The sequence below is a fragment of the Curtobacterium sp. NPDC087080 genome, assembly GCF_044745105.1.
In the GTDB taxonomy this organism is placed as follows: Bacteria; Actinomycetota; Actinomycetes; order Actinomycetales; family Microbacteriaceae; genus Curtobacterium.
On sequence record NZ_JBIUZP010000001.1, the window covers coordinates 139,737 to 156,707 of the forward strand.

18 protein-coding genes are annotated in these 16,971 nt (G+C 73.7%); 8 read left to right on the plus strand and 10 right to left on the minus strand.

Annotation, left to right across the window (positions count from 1 at the left end):
- The first annotated feature begins 77 nt into the window (after positions 1 to 77).
- The 4 genes from ACIPEQ_RS00665 to ACIPEQ_RS00680 all read left to right on the plus strand — a co-directional run bounded on the left by ACIPEQ_RS00665 (position 78) and on the right by ACIPEQ_RS00680 (position 2,703).
- Positions 78 to 941, plus strand: coding sequence for a 3-hydroxyacyl-CoA dehydrogenase family protein (locus ACIPEQ_RS00665; RefSeq protein WP_250367231.1), 864 nt, complete (start codon positions 78 to 80; stop codon positions 939 to 941).
- Between the two features lie 99 nt (positions 942 to 1,040).
- On the plus strand, positions 1,041 to 1,637 hold the full coding sequence (locus tag ACIPEQ_RS00670; RefSeq protein WP_402713450.1) for an NAD(P)H-dependent oxidoreductase: 597 nt from the start codon (positions 1,041 to 1,043) through the stop codon (positions 1,635 to 1,637).
- Positions 1,634 to 2,335 (plus strand): HAD family hydrolase, encoded by a 702-nt coding sequence (locus ACIPEQ_RS00675; protein WP_402713452.1) that lies wholly within the window; start codon positions 1,634 to 1,636, stop codon positions 2,333 to 2,335. Before ACIPEQ_RS00670 ends, ACIPEQ_RS00675 begins: the two co-directional genes overlap by 4 nt.
- A gap of 20 nt (positions 2,336 to 2,355) precedes the next feature.
- On the plus strand, positions 2,356 to 2,703 hold the full coding sequence (locus ACIPEQ_RS00680; RefSeq protein WP_402713453.1) for a hypothetical protein: 348 nt from the start codon (positions 2,356 to 2,358) through the stop codon (positions 2,701 to 2,703).
- Positions 2,704 to 2,838: 135 nt separating this feature from the next.
- Here ACIPEQ_RS00680 and ACIPEQ_RS00685 read toward each other — a convergent pair whose 3' ends face one another.
- From ACIPEQ_RS00685 to ACIPEQ_RS00695, 3 genes are read right to left on the minus strand one after another with little or no spacing between them, the layout of a single operon-like run.
- The gene (locus ACIPEQ_RS00685) at positions 2,839 to 3,507 is read right to left on the minus strand and encodes a response regulator transcription factor (RefSeq protein WP_250367227.1); all 669 of its coding nucleotides are present in this window, start codon (positions 3,505 to 3,507) and stop codon (positions 2,839 to 2,841) included.
- Positions 3,504 to 4,883 (minus strand): sensor histidine kinase, encoded by a 1,380-nt coding sequence (locus ACIPEQ_RS00690; protein ID WP_402713454.1) that lies wholly within the window; start codon positions 4,881 to 4,883, stop codon positions 3,504 to 3,506. Before ACIPEQ_RS00690 ends, ACIPEQ_RS00685 begins: the two co-directional genes overlap by 4 nt.
- The gene (locus ACIPEQ_RS00695) at positions 4,870 to 5,841 is read right to left on the minus strand and encodes a type II CAAX prenyl endopeptidase Rce1 family protein (RefSeq protein ID WP_402713455.1); all 972 of its coding nucleotides are present in this window, start codon (positions 5,839 to 5,841) and stop codon (positions 4,870 to 4,872) included. The genes ACIPEQ_RS00690 and ACIPEQ_RS00695 overlap by 14 nt, the downstream gene beginning before the upstream one ends.
- Positions 5,842 to 5,976: 135 nt before the next feature.
- Between ACIPEQ_RS00695 and ACIPEQ_RS00700 the strand changes: the two genes are divergently transcribed.
- Together ACIPEQ_RS00700 and ACIPEQ_RS00705 are read left to right on the plus strand one after the other, a co-directional pair.
- Entirely contained in the window at positions 5,977 to 6,891 is a 915-nt protein-coding gene (locus ACIPEQ_RS00700; protein WP_402713457.1) for an NmrA family NAD(P)-binding protein, read from the plus strand.
- Between the two features lie 11 nt (positions 6,892 to 6,902).
- Positions 6,903 to 8,342 carry an amidase gene (locus ACIPEQ_RS00705; RefSeq protein WP_402713459.1) on the plus strand — a complete coding sequence of 480 codons (1,440 nt, stop codon included), beginning with the start codon at positions 6,903 to 6,905 and terminating at the stop codon, positions 8,340 to 8,342.
- 126 nt (positions 8,343 to 8,468) lie between these two features.
- Here ACIPEQ_RS00705 and ACIPEQ_RS00710 read toward each other — a convergent pair whose 3' ends face one another.
- From ACIPEQ_RS00710 to ACIPEQ_RS00735, 6 genes are all read right to left on the minus strand, one after another.
- Positions 8,469 to 9,251, minus strand: coding sequence for an ABC transporter ATP-binding protein (locus ACIPEQ_RS00710; RefSeq protein WP_402713461.1), 783 nt, complete (start codon positions 9,249 to 9,251; stop codon positions 8,469 to 8,471).
- Positions 9,248 to 10,060 carry an ABC transporter ATP-binding protein gene (locus tag ACIPEQ_RS00715; RefSeq protein WP_402713462.1) on the minus strand — a complete coding sequence of 271 codons (813 nt, stop codon included), beginning with the start codon at positions 10,058 to 10,060 and terminating at the stop codon, positions 9,248 to 9,250. Before ACIPEQ_RS00715 ends, ACIPEQ_RS00710 begins: the two co-directional genes overlap by 4 nt.
- Complete coding sequence (locus tag ACIPEQ_RS00720; RefSeq protein WP_402713464.1) at positions 10,057 to 10,992, minus strand: ABC transporter permease; 936 nt, start codon at positions 10,990 to 10,992, stop codon at positions 10,057 to 10,059. The genes ACIPEQ_RS00715 and ACIPEQ_RS00720 overlap by 4 nt, the downstream gene beginning before the upstream one ends.
- Positions 10,989 to 11,942 (minus strand): ABC transporter permease, encoded by a 954-nt coding sequence (locus ACIPEQ_RS00725; RefSeq protein WP_209677332.1) that lies wholly within the window; start codon positions 11,940 to 11,942, stop codon positions 10,989 to 10,991. The genes ACIPEQ_RS00720 and ACIPEQ_RS00725 overlap by 4 nt, the downstream gene beginning before the upstream one ends.
- Positions 11,943 to 12,057: 115 nt before the next feature.
- The gene (locus tag ACIPEQ_RS00730) at positions 12,058 to 13,581 is read right to left on the minus strand and encodes an ABC transporter substrate-binding protein (RefSeq protein ID WP_402713466.1); all 1,524 of its coding nucleotides are present in this window, start codon (positions 13,579 to 13,581) and stop codon (positions 12,058 to 12,060) included.
- 59 nt (positions 13,582 to 13,640) lie between these two features.
- The gene (locus ACIPEQ_RS00735; protein ID WP_250367219.1) at positions 13,641 to 14,585 is read right to left on the minus strand and encodes an alpha/beta fold hydrolase; all 945 of its coding nucleotides are present in this window, start codon (positions 14,583 to 14,585) and stop codon (positions 13,641 to 13,643) included.
- A 60-nt stretch (positions 14,586 to 14,645) separates the two neighbouring features.
- Here ACIPEQ_RS00735 and ACIPEQ_RS00740 point away from each other — a divergent pair, with 60 nt between their 5' ends.
- Together ACIPEQ_RS00740 and ACIPEQ_RS00745 are read left to right on the plus strand one after the other, a co-directional pair.
- Positions 14,646 to 15,575, plus strand: coding sequence for a siderophore-interacting protein (locus tag ACIPEQ_RS00740; protein ID WP_250367218.1), 930 nt, complete (start codon positions 14,646 to 14,648; stop codon positions 15,573 to 15,575).
- A gap of 47 nt (positions 15,576 to 15,622) precedes the next feature.
- Positions 15,623 to 16,396 (plus strand): ABC transporter ATP-binding protein, encoded by a 774-nt coding sequence (locus tag ACIPEQ_RS00745; RefSeq protein WP_402714191.1) that lies wholly within the window; start codon positions 15,623 to 15,625, stop codon positions 16,394 to 16,396.
- Between the two features lie 218 nt (positions 16,397 to 16,614).
- Here the strand turns inward: ACIPEQ_RS00745 and ACIPEQ_RS00750 are convergent, their stop codons facing one another.
- A complete protein-coding gene (locus ACIPEQ_RS00750; protein WP_402713468.1) occupies positions 16,615 to 16,971 on the minus strand; it encodes a Fe-S oxidoreductase in 357 nt (118 codons plus the stop codon).

Below are 16,971 nucleotides of genomic sequence, written 5' to 3' on the forward strand. Positions count from 1 at the left end.
CGCATCTCCTCTCAGAACTCCGATACGATCTGTATCGAGTACGAAGTGTACCGAAACAGACCGAGAGCAGGGACCCCGTGCCGTACCAGCCGCCCCGAGACACCGCCGACCGCCCCGTGACCGTGATCGGCGGTGGAACGCTCGGACGCCGCATAGCCCTGATGTTCGCCAGCGGCGGGGCCGAGGTCCGGATCCACGACCTGTCGGACGAGGTCCGGGCCGCCGCCGTCGGGTACGTCGAGGAGACCCTGCCCGGGGTCGTGGCCGCGCGCGACGGTGCGACCGCGGGGACGGTCCGCGGCGAGGCGGACCTCGAGGCCGCGGTGGCCGACGCGTGGCTCGTCGTCGAGGCCGTCCCCGAGCGGCTCGACCTGAAGACCCCGCTGTTCGGACGGCTCGACGCGCTGGTCGCGGCGGACACGATCCTCGCCACGAACTCGTCCTCGTACGCCAGTCGTCTGGTCATCGACGAGGTCGAGCACCCCGAGCGCGTCCTCAACGTGCACTTCTACATGCCCCCGCAGCAGAACGCCGTCGACCTGATGAGCGACGGCCAGACCGACCCGGCCGTGATCGACCTGTTGCTCGAGGTGCTGCCCCGCTACGGCGTGCACCCGTTCCTGGCCCGCCGTGAGTCGACCGGGTTCATCTTCAACCGCATCTGGGCCGCCATCAAGCGTGAGGCGCTCGCGGTCGTCGCCGACGGTGTCTCGACGCCCGAGGACGTCGACGCGATGTGGCAGGTGAACAGCGGCGCACCGGCCGGGCCCTTCCGGATGATGGACCAGGTCGGCCTCGACGTGGTCCTCGACATCGAGGAGCACTACGCGGCCGAGGACCCGAACCTGCCGGAGGGGCCGCGCCGCCTGCTGCGCGAACACGTCGACGCCGGCCACCTGGGCGTGAAGACCGGACAGGGCTTCTACCGCTACGACGACTGACGTCGTCACCACCCACCGGACGGGAGGCACGGTGCCGGCCCGCACCGTGCCTCCCGTCCGGCGGGGCGTCCGTGCACCCGCTGCTGGCAGGATCGAGGCGTGTCGACGCTCATCGTGACCGCCCACCCGGACCCCGACTCGCTGACGCTCGCCGTCGCCCACCGCATCGAGGCGGCGCTCGACGCCGCCGGCGCGGGCCCCGTCACGGTCGCCGACCTCGCCGCCGAGGGCTTCGACCCCCGCTTCACCGCCACGGACCGGCACACCTACCGGACGGGGACCGACCCGGCGCCCGACGTCGCGGCCGAACAGGCGCGCCTCGACGGAGCGGACCACCTCGTGCTTGTGTTCCCGGTGTGGTGGTGGTCGGTGCCGGCACTCGTCAAGGGCTGGCTCGACCGGGTGTTCGTGAACGGGTGGGCCTTCGGCGTCGGCGAGGACGGGCGCATCGACCGACGGCTCGGCCGGCTGACGGTGCACCTCGTGCCGATCGCCGGCGACGACGCCGGAGTGTACGAGCGGCACGGGTACGAGCAGGCACTCCGGACGCAGCTCGAGCACGGCGTGGTGGACTTCTGCGGCGCGGTCCGCGGGGCGACGGTGTTCGTGCACGAGTCCGAGCACGAGGACCCGGCGGTGCGCGAGCGGGCCGTGGCGGTCGCGGTCGAGCGGGTCGTCGCCGCGGTGCGCGGATGACCAGCGACGTCCGTGCGGTGGTCTTCGACCTCGACGGCACCCTGTTCGACCACGCGGGAGCAGCAGCTCGAGCGGTAGACGACTTCCTCGGCGAGCTCGGTGTCGACCCGTCCGATGCCCTGCGGGACGCATGGGCGGAGGCGGAGGAGTGGCACTTCGACCGGTGGCGACGTGGAGAGGTCGACTTCGCCGAGCAGCGTCGGGCCCGGCTCGTCGAGGTGCTGCCCCTCGCCGGGCTCCGACCACGGCACGACCCGTACGAGCTCGACGCACTGTTCGGCCGCTACCTCGTCGCGTACCGGGCCGCCTGGCGTCCGTTCGCGGGGAGCGCGGCGCTCCTCCAGGAGATCCGGGACTCCGGCAGAGCGATCGCTGTCCTGACCAACGGGACCGAGGAGCAGCAGCGCGACAAGCTCGTCACGACCGGCCTCGGAGACCTCGTCGACGTGGTCTGCACGTCGGAGGGGATCGGGGTCGCCAAGCCGGACCGACGCGCGTTCGAGCGTGTCGCGGACGACCTCGGCGTCCCGACCGAGGCGTGCCTGATGGTCGGCGACGACCCCGAACGTGACGTCGCCGGGGCACGTGCCGCGGGGATGCGCGCGGTCCTGGTCGATCCGGCTCGTGACGGCGGTGCCGCCGTCCGGTCCTCCGTGCTCTCCGTCCTGCGCGGGGAGTCGGGCACGGTACGGCGGTGACGGCCCCCTAGCGTGGCGAGGTGCGTCACCTCCTGCGACTCGACGACTGGACCACCGACGACACCGACGCGGTGTTCGCACTCGCCCGCGCGTACGAGCAGGGCGACCTCGGCGGAGCGATGGCGGACGCGGACGTCGTCGTGACCGACGGACCCGGTCGCCACGCCGCTGCCCTCGAGCCCTACCGGATCACAGCGGACGTCCTGGCGCTCGCCCCCGACGGGGTGCGCTTCGCTCCGTGTCCGCCGTTCGTCCGTGGGCGCGAGGTCAGCGCGGACGCGATCGCGAGTCCGGCCTTCGTGGGACACGGGGCGAAACGTGCGCTGTTGCCGGTCCAGCAGGCGGTCCTGGCACACTGCCTCACCTGATCTCGCGCGCCCGTTCCTTCCCAGAACGCGTGCGATGCCAGGTGGAACCGGGCGTACCTGGCGGAACTGGAGGACCAGGTACGCCCGGAAGCGCCAGGTACGCCCGGAAAGGCCGAGCACCACCCTCACGGCCGCCTAGCCCTCGGGGATCGCCACGACGCGGTTCTGGTACGCCCAGACGACGGCCTGCAGGCGCGAGCGCACCCCGAGCTTCGGCAGCATCCGCGCCAGGTGCGACTTCACGGTGGAGACCTCGACGACGAGCTCCGCCGCGATCTCCTCGTTCGACATGCCCTGCGCCAGGAGCAGCAGCACGTCCCGCTCCCGGGCGGTCAGCAGCTCGGACGCCCGGTCACCCGTCACCGGCTGCAGGCTCCGCCGTGAGACGAACTCCCGCAGCACCCGCCGCGTCAGGCTCTGGTCGATCGTGCCGTTCCCGGCCGCGACCTGCCGCACCGCGTCGACGATCACGTCCGGTTCCGCGTCCTTGAGCAGGAACCCCGACGCCCCCGCCTCGAGCGCCCCGAACACCAGGTCGTCGAGGTCGAAGGTCGTCAGCATCAACACCGGCACCGCAGGGTCGGCGTCCGGCGCGCAGAGCTCCCGGGCCACCTCGATGCCGTTCCGGACCGGCATCCGGATGTCGAGCACCGCCACGTCCGGCCGCGTGCTCCGTGCCAGTGCGAGGGCCTCGCCGCCGTCGGCCGCGACCGCCACCACGTCGACGTCCGGCTCGGCCGCCAGCAGCGCCGACACCCCCGCGCGGACGAGCGGCTGGTCGTCCGCCACCAGCACCCGGATCACCGCGCCACCTCGGGCGTCTCACGTCCGAGTCGCAACGTCACGACCCAGCCACCGCTCGCCGTCGGACCGGTCTGGAGGCGCGCCCCCACCAGGTCCGCCCGCTCGCGCATGCCGCGCAGGCCGTTCCCGCCCGCTGCCGTGCTCCCCGGGGTCGGGTCGCCCGGTGCGTCCGCCGTGCCGGGTGCCGGGGGTGCCGTGTTCTCCACGCGGAGCTCCAGGTGGTCGGGGGCGCGGTCGTCGAGCGTCACCGTGACGACGGCACCCGGGGCGTGCAGGGCGGCGTTCGCCAGTGCCTCCTGCGCGGTGCGGTAGGCAGCGAGCTGCGCCAGGGGTCCGACGCCCTCGGCGACCTCGTGCGCACCGCGGAGGACCTCGAGCCGCACGTCGGACCGGTACCGGGCACGCTCGGCCAGGTCGACGATCCCGGCGACGGTCTCGACGGCGCGTTCGGCGGGGGCGTCGTCCCGCAGCAGTCCGACCAGGCGACGCAGGTCCTCGAGCACCGCGGTGCTCTGCTCCCGCACCTGGCGGACACCCTCGTGCGCGGCGGTCGGGTCGGTGTCGATCTGCCGGTCGATGACGGCCGACATGAGCGCGATCCCGGACAGGTGGTGCGCTGCGATGTCGTGCAGCTCCCGGGCCATCGCGGCCCGTTCGCGCGACACGGCGGCGTCGACCCGGGCGTCCTGCTCCCGCACCGCTGCGGAGGCCTCGGCGGTCCGTGCGGCGACCTCGGCGTCCCGCGCTGCCCGGACCTCGCGCCGGGACCGCACCACGAGCGCCACGACGAGCGGGAGCCCGACGGCCCCGACGGCCTGCGTGACGCCCTGCGGGAGTGCTTCGACGAGTGCATCGGCGAGCGACCGGTCGGACAGCGCGCCGTTCAGCCTGACCCAGTTGCCCGCGGTGCCGGCGGACACGAGCGCCGCCGCCCCGACGACCGACGGCCAGAGCACGGTGAGCGGTACCCGCACGCCGGCGAGTACCACCGCCACCACGACGGGGAGCGCGGTGAGGCCGAACAGGTCACCGCCGGAGGTGACGGCGACGAGGAGGACGGGGACGGCAGCGACCGCGAGCACGACCGTCCGGGGAGCCCGACGAGCTGCGAGCAGGACCGCGGACTGCACCAGGAGTCCGAGCGCGGTCGCCGCCCAGTCGGCACTGCCGACCTCGGGCGCCGAGAGCGGGTGTCCGAGCGTGTCCGGATCGACGGCGTCGAGGAAGGGCAGCCCGAGCAGCAGCCCGAGCGAGACGACGGCGGTCGCGACGGCGACCAGGACGTCGGTGCGGCGCAGGCGGCGGCCACCGTCGACCTCCCGCGCGGAGCGGGGGTCGGCGGCGACGCGAGCCGCACGCGCTTCAGCGGGTGCCATCGTCCGATCCTACGAGGCGGGCGGAGGGCGACGCGGGGAGGCGATCCGTGCCTCCCGGCCGACGGTCGTACCCGAGCCGACCCCGGGTGGCGACCAGCAGGACGACGGCGGCCATCGTCGAGACGATCGCGAGCCCGTGCATCATCGTGCCCGCCGACATCCCCGGGTACATGTCCGCCCACAGGGTGGAGATGGTGTTGTTCACCCCGACGTGCAGCAGCAGTGCGATCGGCAGGCTCTCGCCGGTGCGGTTGAACACCCACGTCATCACGACGTTGAACGTGATCGTGAAGAGCGCGAAGACGACCGGCTCGGACCAGTGCGCGTCCGGCCACCCGCCCCAGTCGGACAGGTAGAGCGGCATGTGCCACAGCGCCCACAGCGGACCGAGCACCGCGGCGGCACCGAGCGGCCCGAAGCGGTCCTGCAGCCGGGGCAGGGCGAAGTCACGCCAGCCGGGCTCCTCCGACAGTCCGGTGGTGAACAGCTGCACGACGAGCCCCGGCACGAGGGCGAGCAGGGCGAGGGCGGTCGGTGCCTGCACGTTGCCGCCGGAGAACGGCAGGCCCGTCAGGACGATGAGCGCCGGGACGCCGACCAGTGCGAGTGCGTACCAGTACCAGGACACCCGCCAGCGCCAGAGCCGACCGACCCACCGCCGCAGCCCCGGACGGCCGTCGGCGAGGGCGGTCACCACGAACGCGCCGCCGAGCGGACCGAGGAGCGCGCCGGGCAGGACCCCGGTGAACTGGGCCGTGCCGAGGAACTCCGGGAAGTGCAGGTCCCAGACGCCCAGGCCGTGCGGGCTCAGGATGTAGGGGATCCACGCGAGCCAGCTCAGGCCGAGGGCGAGGGTGGCGAAGGAGGCGAGCGGGTGCCGGGACACCACGCCCCGGACCCCCGTCGCACGGGAGGCAGCGGTGCCGGCACCGGGCCGGACTTCGGTCGTGTTCGTCATGACACCGACGCTAGGAACGTCTGCTGCCCGGAACGACCGGCGGAGGGACGCACCACCGGGAGTTCCACCGAAGGATGCAAGCGCCGTACGGTGCCCGACGCGCGGTGTCGGTCGCCCGTGCGTAGCGTCGGGTGCATGACCAGCAGCACCGTCCTCGTTGCCGGCGCCACGGGGGACCTCGGTTCCCGCATCGTCGACGCCCTCCTCGCGGCCGATCCCGACGTCCGCGTCCGCGCACTCAGCCGCTCGGCCACCGGGCCCGCCGCCGACCGGCTCACCACACGGTCCGACCGTGTCTCCGTCGTCAGCGCCGCCTACGACGACCACGACGGACTCGTGGCGGCGCTCGCCGGGGTCGACGTCGTCGTCTCCGTGCTGAGCGGCACCCGCTCCGTGGTCGTCGACGCACAGACCGCGCTGCTCGCCGCAGCGGTCGACGCCGGCGTGCCCCGGTTCGTGCCGTCCGACTACTCGGCCGACTACCGTGCGATCACCCCCGGGACGAACCGGAACTTCGAGCTGCGCCGCGAGTTCGCCGCAGCGCTCGACGCCGCACCGATCCGGGCGACCTCGGTGCTGAACGGCGCCTTCACCGACATGCTCACCGGGCAGGCGCCGATGATCCTGTTCGACCGCCGCACGGTCCTGTACTGGTCGTCCCCGGACCAGCTGCTCGACTTCACCACGAAGGACGACACCGCCTGGGTCACCGCACGCGTCGCCCTCGACCCGGACGCCCCACGCGTCGTCGAGGTCGCTGGTGACCGGGTGACCGCCCGGAGCGTTGCCGACACCCTGTCGCGGCTCACCGGCACGCGGTTCCGCACGCAGTGGGCCGGGACCGCGGGGACCCTCTCGGCGATGGCCCGCGTCGGTCGGCGTTTGTCGAGCGCGGGGGACGACGAGCCCTTCCCCGCCTGGCAGGGGATGCAGTACTTCGTCAGCATGTTCAGCGGCGAGGCCGAACTCCACCACGTCGCGAACGACCGCTACGGGCCGCACGACTGGACGACGGTGCGGGACGTGCTCGCCGCGCACCTGCAGGCCTAGGCTCGGGGACCGTGTTCGAACTCCACCACCTCTCGGCGCAGGAACTCTGGGACTGGATCCGACGGGGGGACGCGACCGCGCTCGAGGTGACCGAGCACTACCTCGCCCGCATCGAACGACTCGACCCCGCACTCGGGGCCTTCGTCACCGTCACCGCCGACGCAGCACGCGCCCGGGCGTCGCAGCTCGGGTCCCTGGTGCCGACCTCTCGTCCGCTGTGGGGGCTGCCGACCGCGGACAAGGACCTGTACGACCGAGCCGGCGTCCCGACCCGGCACGGCTCCGCAGCACTTCCCGCGACGCCTGCGACCGCTGACCACCCACTGGTGGCGGCGCTCGCCGCAGCGGGGACGGTGAGCCTCGGCAAGACGACCTCTCCGGAGTTCGGCATGTCGTCGTCGTCGGAGACCCGGATCGGCACGACCCGGAACCCGTACGACACCACTCGGGCACCCGGCGGGTCGTCGAGCGGCACCGCTGTCGCCGTCGCCGCCGGACTCGTGCCCGCGGCCGTCGGGACGGACGGCGGGGGATCGGTCCGGATCCCGGCCGCAGCGACCGGTCTCGTCGGGCTGAAGCCGAGCCGCGGCCGGGTGCCGTCGATGCCCGGTCGGACGGGCCTCGGCGGACTGAGCGTCGCCGGTCCGATCACGCGGAACGTCGCCGACGCCGGGATGCTCCTCGACGCCCTGGTGGCCCCGACCGGGCTGGCGGAGCCTTCACCGTACGCGCTCGTCACACCCGAGGTCGGCGACGGGCCGTTCACCGCTGCGGCCGTCCGTGGCGAGGGGCGCTTCGTCGTCGGGCTGCTCGACGGGTCGCCGTGGGACGACACCGTCGACGTCGTGGTCGATCCGGCCGCCCGAGCCGCCGTCGAGACCGCCGTGCGGGTGCTCGGCGAGGTCGGCCACGGGGTCGAGGACGTCGCGATGCCCCGGCTGCCGTACGCCGACGCGTTCCGGGTGGCGTGGGAGTCCGGCGCTGCGGGGCTGCCCCGCGTACCCGGCATCGACCTGTCCGAGCTCACCCCGCTGGTGTCCTGGCTGGTCGACCGCGGGCGGGCGCTCACCGCGACGCAGGTGCTCGACGCGATGACGACGCTCGATGCCTTCTCGGCCGGGCTCATCCGGGCGTTCGACCGGTTCGACGCCGTGCTGACGCCGACCCTGGCGCTGACGCCTCGGCCGCTCGGTTGGTACGGGGACGACCCCGAGGAGGACTTCCGACGGCAGTGCGCGTACTCGCCGTGGACCTCGATGGCGAACGTGTCGGGGCTCCCTGCGATCACGTTGCCGGTGGGCGTGACGGAAGAGGACCACCCGGACGGCGCGGGCCTGCCGATGGGTGTGCAGCTCATCGGGCGGCCGGGCGGGGAGCGCGTGCTGCTGGCCATCGGGGCGCAGCTCGAGCGACGGCTGCGGTGGCAGCGGCGACACCCGGCGATGTGGTGACGCTCGACTGACGCCGGCGCGGTGTCGTGCGCGACTGACGCCGGCGCGGTGTCGCGGCTCGTGGACTGGCGCGACATCGTGGTCGTCGTACGACAGCGGAAGTGTCGCGTCGCCCGCGGCCCCGCCCTACGGCAGCGTCGGCGCCGCCGCCACCAGCGCTCGAGTCACCGGGTGCCGCGGGTCGTCGAGCAGCGACACCGGCCCCTGCTCCACGATCCGCCCCTCGGAGAGCACCGCCACGGTGTCGCACAGCCGCTGCACCACGCCGATGTCGTGCGACACGAGCACGAGGGTCAGGCCGAGGTCGTCGGCGAGCGAGCGGAACAGGTCGATCACCCGGGCACGGACCACCACGTCGAGGGCGCTCATCGGCTCGTCCCCGAACAGGATCCGCGGCGAGTGCACCACCGCGCGGGCGATCGCGATGCGTTGCCGCTGTCCGCCGGAGAACTCGTGCGGGTACCGGCTGGCGGCGTCTGCGGGCAGGTCGACGCGCTCCAGCACCGCGGCCACGAGTGCGCGGTGGTCGCCCGGCACCCGCAGTGCGCGGAGCGGTTCGGTCACGATCGACCCGACGCGCATCCTCGGGTCGAGGGACGCGTACGGGTCCTGGAACACCACCCCGGTCTCGCGACGGAACCAGCGCATCGCGGCCGCGGAGGCCGACGCCACCACGGGACGACCGCCGGCCGAGACGGTGCCGGCGGTGGGAGCCTCCAGGCCGGCGAGCAGGCGCACCAGCGTCGACTTGCCGGAACCGGACTCGCCGACGATGCCGAGCCGCGCACCGGAGGCGACCGTCAGGTCGACGCCGTCGACCGCGGTCCGTACCGGACCCGGTTCGAAGGGGCCGCGGCGCGGCAGACGGTACGTGCGGTGGAGGCCGCTGGCGTGCAGCGCGTCGGTCATGCGGGGCCTCCGGTGCGGCGGGCGGTGGCGCGTGCGGCGGCGACGAGGGCCGCCGTCGTCGGGTGCTGCGGGGCGTCGAGCAGCGCGCGCACGGACCCCTGTTCGACGACCCGGCCGTGGTCGAGCACGACGGCGGTGTCGGCGATGCGGGCGAGCACCGCGAGGTCGTGCGTCACGAAGAGCATCCCGGTGCCGCGCTCGGTCGAGAGCCGCTCGAACAGTTCGAGGATCCGAGCCTCGGTCGTGACGTCGAGCGCCGTCGTCGGTTCGTCGGCCACGAGGTAGGCGGGGGAGCCGGCCATCGCCATCGCGATGCAGATGCGCTGCCGCTGCCCGCCGGACAGCTGGTGCGGGTACTGCCGGAGCAGCGCAGCGGGGTCGGGCAGCCCGACGGCATCCGCCAGCGCGACCGCGGCGGTGGCGGCAGCCCGGCGGTCCAGCCCGCGGTGCAGCCGGAGCGGTTCCGCCACCTGCGCGCCGACCCGCCGGAGCGGGTCGAGGGCGGTCGCGGGCTCCTGGAACACCATGCCGATCCCCGAGCCGCGGTGCCGTGCGCGGTCCCGGTCCCGCATGCCGACGAGCTCGGTGCCGTCGAGGCGGATGCTCCCGCGCACCTCGGCCCCCGCCGGCTCGAGACCCATCAGGGCGAGCGAGGTCATCGACTTGCCGGACCCGGACGCGCCGATCACGCCGACGCGTCGGCCGGGAGGCACGGTGAACGTCACGTCGTCGAGCACCGTCCGCCCCGCGATGCGGACCGACAGTCCGGTCACCTCGAGTCCGTCGCGTCCGGTCCGTCGGTCGCTCACGCCGTCACCCCCGGGGTCGTCGTCGTGCCGTCCGGTGCGGGTCGGTCCGCAGCCCGGCCCGTGCTCGGACGGTCGTCCGGGTCCGTTCCGTCGCCTGCGGCCGTCCGGTCGCCTGTCGTCAGGCGCGGGTCGGCCGCGTCGCGCACCGCGTCACCGAGCAGCGAGAGCGCGGCCACGACCAGGGCGATCGCGGCGCCCGGCCAGGTCGCGCTCCACGGGTGCACGCCGATGTACGTCTGCAGGTCGGCGAGCAGGTTGCCCCACGACGCCGTGTCCGACCCCGCGCCGTAGCCGAGGTAGGACAGGCCGGCCTCAGCGAGGACCGCCGTCGCCATCGCGAGCGACAGCTGCACGGTGAACAGCGGCGCCGCGTTGGGCACCAGGTGGCGGGTGAGCACGCCCAGGGGGCCGACGCCGGAGGCCCGCGCCGCGACGACGTAGTCGCTCCGGGCGATGCGGCGGATCTCCCCGCGGGCGACGCGGGCGATCGTCACGCCGAACGACAGCCCGACGCTCACCACGACGATGCCGAGCGACCCGCCGAACACCGCCGTCAGGAGCATGGCGGTGAGCAGCGTGGGGAACGCGACGAGGATGTCGAGGAGGACGGCGGTGCCCTCGCGGACCCACCGCGTGGTCAGCGAGCCGATCGCCGTCAGGAGGATGCCGACGACGCTCGCGACGATGCCGGAGCCGACCGCGACGAGCACGGTCGTCCGGGTACCGGCGAGCAGGTAGCTCGCGATGTCCCGCCCTGCGGCGTCGGTGCCGAACCAGTGCGCGAGGCTCGGTGCCGCCCACTGCTGGAACGGGTCGGCGCGGAACGGGTCCTGCGGCGTCCACACGAGGGACACCGCGGCGAGCACGACGAGGAGCGCGAGGACCACGACGGCGAAGCACCCGGTGGGTCGGGCGAGCAGACGGCGGATCACTCGCCCACCTCCCGCTGCCGGGGGTCGAGTGCCCGGTGCACGACGTCGACCGCGAAGCCGACGACCAGCACGAGGCCGGTGAGCACGAGGAGCTCCGACTGCACCTTCGTGACGTCGCGCCGTCCCACGTCGGTGACGAGCATGCGGCCGACCCCCGGGAGCGAGAAGAGCTGCTCGACGACGACGGCCCCGACCAGGAGCCCGGCGATCTGCACGCCGAGGACGGCCAGCACCGTGAGGGCCACCGACGGCAGGCCGTGCCGCAGGAGCGCCCGCGTCCGCGTGAGGCCGATCGCCGCCGCGGTCCGGACGTGGTCGGCGTCGAGCACGGCGAGCGTCGCGGAGCGGGTGAAGCGCAGGATCACGGCACCCTCGACGGCGCCGATGGTGAGCGCGGGGAGCACGAGCGACGAGAACGCGCGACCGGGTTCGTCCCACCCGTCGAGCGGGAAGCCCTGCGTCGGCAGCCAGTGCAACGTGACGGCGAACAGCGCGATGAGGAGCATGCCCGCCCAGACCACGGGGACGGCCGCGACCGCCTGTGCGACGAAGCCGATCACCGCACCGCCGGCCCGACGGCGCAGCACCGCGGCGAGCACCCCGAGCGGGACGCCGAGCACGAGGGCGGCCACCAGGGACATCCCCGCGAGCGGCAGCGTGACGGCGAGCTTCTGCGCGATCTCCGGACCGACGGCGCCGTTCGTCACGAGCGACCGGCCGAGGTCACCGCGGAGCACACCGCCGATCCAGTCGAGGTACTGCACGACGACCGGCCGGTCGAGGCCGAGCTGCTGCCGGAGCTGCTCGACCTGGGCCGGCGTCGACTGGGTGCCGGCGACGATCTGTGCGACGTCGCCGGGCAGCACGCGCAGCGTGGCGAACACGATGATGCTCGCCACGAGCAGGCCGACGACGAGCAGCAGCAGTCGCCCGACGAGGAACCGGGTCACGCGTCCGATGCTACGGGGGCGGCGGCACGAGCCCGGACCGCAGCGCCGGACGGGCGACCGGCGACCGGCCGGTCCGTGTCGCCGGACGAGCGCCCGACGACCGGCAGGGCAGCGGTCACCTTACCGCCAGCCCGGCCAGGTCGAGGCGCGAGTTGCCGCCGTCGACGGGGAAGCCGGTCACGCCCTTCCGGACGGCGGTGATCTCCGTCGCGGTGTACAGCCACTCGCCGGCGGCGTCCTCGCTGACGATCCGGGCGGCCTTGCGGAGGGCCTGCTCCTTCTCGGTCTGCGAGGTCGCGGCGATCGACTCGGCGTAGAGGCGCTGCACCTCGGGGTTGTCGTACCCGAAGTAGTAGTCCGGGTTCGCCCAGTTGCCGAAGTCCCGCGCTTCGACGTGGTCGACCATCGAGAGCTGGAAGTCCTTCTTCGTGAAGACCTGGTCGAGCCAGGTGGCGAAGTCGACCCGCTGGACTTTCAGGGTGATGCCCACGTCGGCGAGCTGCGACTTCAGCACGTCGCCGATCGTGGCCGGGTAGACGTTGGCGTAGGTCAGGGTCAGGTCGAGGTCGGACTGCCCGGCCTCGGCCAGGAGCTGCTTGGCCTTGTCGGGGTCGTACGCGTCGATCGACGTCAGGTCCTCGTACCCGGGATCGAGCTCGGGGATCGGCCCGCCCTGCTCGACGCCCGTGCCGCCGATGGCCTTGATGAGCGCCTTCGGGTCGATCGCCTGCCGGATGGCCTGGCGCACCCGCTTGTCCGTGAACGGTGCCTGCGCGTCGTTGAACGCGAGCGTGTACTTGTCGGTCGTCCTGCCGCGGTGGAGCTCGATGTCCGGGTTGCCCTGGAGCTGGCCCTGCAGCGTGCCGTCGACGGGGTTCAGCACGTCGAGGTCGCCGTTCGCCATCGCGTTCACGGCCGTCGACGGGTCCGTGATGTAGCGGAACACGATCTTCGCGACCTTCGGCTCGCTGCCCCAGTAGTCGTCGTTACGGCTGAACGTGAGCGAGTCGCCCTGCTTCCAGGACGACACCTCGTACGGTCCGGTGCCGTTGGCGCTGTCGGTCAGGTCGTTCCTCGCGGCCTGCTCGAGCACGAGTCCGGCGCGCCCGGTCAGGGTGAAGAGCAGGTCGGAGTCCGGCGCGGCCAGGCGCAGCTCGACGACTCCGTCCGACGGGGAGCTGATCGACGAGACGCCCGCGAGCTTGGCGGAGTCGACGTAGGACGGGTTGTCCTTCGCCTGCTGCAGCGACCAGACGACGTCGGCCGCGGTGACGGGCTTGCCGTCCTGGAACGTCGTGCCCTCGCGCAGCGTGAACGTGTAGGTCAACCCGTCCGCCGACACCTCGTGCTTCGACGCCAGCACGTCGCGGATCTCGCCGTCCGCCGTGCGCCCGACGAGTCCCTGGTACACGTTGTCGATGAGCACCTGGTCGAGTGCGGCGCCGGACTGCGTGCGGATGTCGAGGCTCGTCGGCTCGAGGACGAGCCCGACGCGCACGGTGGCGTCGTCGCCCGTGCGGTCAGCGCCGTCGGAGCCCGAGCATGCGGTGAGCGTCAGGGCCGCGGCGACGGCGACCGCGGTGGCGGTCAGGGCGACGCGTGCTGCACGGCCGCCGCGACGGGGGAGGAGCGGACTCATGGGTGTGGGTTCCTTCCGGGCGCGTGGTGGCGACGGTCGTCGCATCGCGCGGGACGAGGTTACCGGCGATCGGTGCCGGACGACGGTTGTTGGACCTCGTGCAACAACCGGTGCCGTGCTCCCCATGCCCGGATGGCCGACGCCAGTTCGAGGGGGGCCTGGTTCTGCACCGCGTGTCGGGCGGTCACCGTGACCACGTCGGCCTCGGGCAGTCGCTCGGTGAAGCCGGCGTGCAGCTTCGGGGAGACGTAGCCGCGGTCGCCGCGGACGAGCAGGAGCGGCACGTCGAGGGCCTCGAGGTCCGGCCACGCGTCGGCGAACCGGCCGACCGACGCCGTCCGACCTGCGGGCAGGTGCGGGAAGTGGTGCCGGCGGACGAGTCGGCCGTCCGCACCGAGGCGGGTGGTGTGCCGGGCTTCGCGGAGGAGCACCGCGCGGTCGTCGCCGACGCGGGCCTCGACGGCGCGGTCGACGACCTCCTCGAGCGACGCGAACGGTGTCTCGTCCTCGAGCGCCCGGGCGATGCGGTCCACCGCGCGCTGCGCGAAGTCCGGGGACATGTCGACGAGCACCAGGCCGGTGACGCGCTCCGGGGCCGTCGCCGCCAGTCGGGCGGCGAGGATGGCGCCGAGCGAGTGCCCGACGACCACGCCCGGCGGAACCCCGAGGGCGTCGAGCGCGGCCAGCACCTGGGGGGCCGTCGTGCTCGCGCCGTAGTCGGCGTCGTCGCGCCAGGACGACCGGCCGTGCCCGGGCAGGTCGAGGGCGACCGCCGGTTCCCCGACCGCGATCGCCGTCTGGTCGAAGCTGTGCGCGTCGATGCCGAGCCCGTGCAGGTAGGTGATCCGTGCCTCCCGGCCGTCCGCCGTGTCCCAGCGGATTGCCGCGGTCTCGCGCCCGTCGTCGGCGCGGACCACCTGACGGGAGGCGCGGAGCGGCTCCGTCACGCCGCTCGCGGCTGCCAGCGCGGCCAGGTCCGAGAATTCGTCGTCGGGTTCGTGCACGGGTCCGATCCTCGCACCCTCGAGGGTACCCCGTTGCACCCTGGAAGCCTTAGGTAAGGCATGCCATACTCGTACCTCGTGGCAGCCCGGTACCGAGTCTTCTCCGTCCGCGTCGCGGCCGTGTCGGCGCTCACCCCGTCGTTCGTCCGGGTGACGCTCACCGGTGACGCGCTCGCGGACTTCTCCGCGGTCGGGCTCGACCAGCGCATCAAGGTCGTCCTGCCGATCCCCGGACACGGGTTCACCGACCTGCCCGACGGCGACGACTGGTACGGCGCGTGGCGGGCACTGCCCGACGCGGAGCGCAACCCGCTCCGCACCTACACCGTGCGGTCCTTCCGTCCGGACGCGCGCGAGCTCGACATCGACTTCGTGGCGCACGGGGACACCGGTCCGGCCTCGCGGTGGGTGTCCTCCTGCCGGGTCGGCGACGAGCTCCGCATCGTCGGACCCGCCGTGCCGTCCTCGCCCGCCGAGCTGCCGAGCGGCGCGGCGGAGTTCGCACCGGGGAGCGCGACCCGGATCCTGCTCGCCGGTGACGAGACCGCCGCTCCCGCGATCTGCGCCATCCTCGAGGCGCTCGACGTCGCGACCGTCGGACACGTCTTCATCGAGGTGCCCACCGACGCTGACCGGCTGCCGGTCACCGCGCCCGCCGGTGTCGAGGTGCGCTGGATCGCCCGGAACGGCGCCTCCCACGGGGTCCGGATGACCGACCAGGTGTACGCGTGGGCCTCCGAGGCCGTGTCGGTCCCGGCCGATGTCGCGGGTGCGTCGCGCGCCGCCGTCGAGCTGGCCGACGTGGACGTCGACGAGCAGGTCCTCTGGGACGTGCCTACGGTCGCCGAGGAGCGTCCCGTCTACGCCTGGATCGCGGGTGAGGCCGGCTGCGTGAAGGAGCTCCGTCGTCACCTCGTGCGCGGCGTCGGGCTCGACCGCCGGCAGGTCGCGTTCATGGGCTACTGGCGGCACGGCAAGGCCGAGCACTGAGCGCGGCAGCGTCCCTCCCCGGCGGCGCGACCGTCCCGACGACGGCCCTGGGCGCACGCGGGCTGACCCTGGCGTACGACGACCGGGTCGTGGTCTCGTCGCTCGACGTCGACGTGCCCGACGGTGAACTCACCGTGATCGTCGGCCCGAACGCGTGCGGCAAGTCCACGCTGCTGAAGGCGTTCGCCCGGACCCTGAAGCCGAGCGCCGGGACGGTGTACCTCGACGGCGCCCCGATCGACTCGCTGCGCCCGAAGGCCGTCGCCCGGCGGGTGGGCATGCTGCCCCAGACCCCGATCGCGCCCGAGGGCATCACCGTCCGTGACCTCGTGTCCCGCGGGCGCTTCCCGCACCAGGACCTGCTGCACCCGTCGTCGGGGTCCGACCGCACCGCCGTGCAGGCCGCGCTCGAGCAGACCGACACCGTGGCCCTCGCCGACCGCGGCGTGGGGGAGCTCTCCGGCGGGCAGCGGCAGCGAGTCTGGATCGCGATGGTCCTGGCGCAGGAGACCGACATCGTGCTCCTCGACGAACCGACGACGTTCCTCGACATCGCACACCAGTACGACGTGCTCGAGCTCGCCTCGACCCTGCACGCGTCGGGGCGCACCGTGGTCGCGGTGCTGCACGACCTGAACCAGGCGGCCCGGTACGCGACGCACCTCGTGGCGATGCGCGACGGGGCGATCGTGGCGCAGGGGGCGCCGGCTGCGGTGCTGACGTCGGGACTCGTCGAGGACGTCTTCGGGCTGCCCTGCGTGGTCGTCCCCGACCCCGAGACCGGGACGCCGCTGGTGGTGCCGCGGCGTCGCGCGGCCTGAGGTTCCCGCTGCCCGGTGCTCTGGTCGCGTTCGCCGAGGGGGCAGGACGCGCCGTGCGCGTTCGCCGAGCGGGCGCGATCGGTCGGTGCGCGGCGGCGAGCGTGACGGATCTGGCCCGCTCGGGGCGGTTGGGTGAAGCGGCAGAGTGAGACGAGTTGCGGACGGGAGGCACATGGCGGGACCGCCCCGCGCCTCCCGTCCGGCGGGTGGTCTCCCGGTCAGCGGTAGCCGCCGTCCTCCAGTCCGGCCTCGACCTCGAAGCGGTTCCGCATGGCGTCGCGACCCGCGAGCGCGTAGAGCAGCGGCATGAGCATGCCGTACCGGCGCCACTGCGTCACGTGCACCCGCTCGTGCCGCAGCACGCGGGGCCCGTCGTTGTCCCGCGTCAGGTAGACCGACCCGACGCACGTACCGCCGCGCCGGAACGCCCAGCGCGGCAGGCCCGTGCACACGATCAACCCGTCCTCGACCCGGACGCGTCCGGTCGAGAACGGCACGCCGACCGCCAGCCCGACGGCCGTGGCGAACAGCCAGCCCGCCCGCGAGACGGGGGAGTCGAGGAGCGGGTTGCGCAC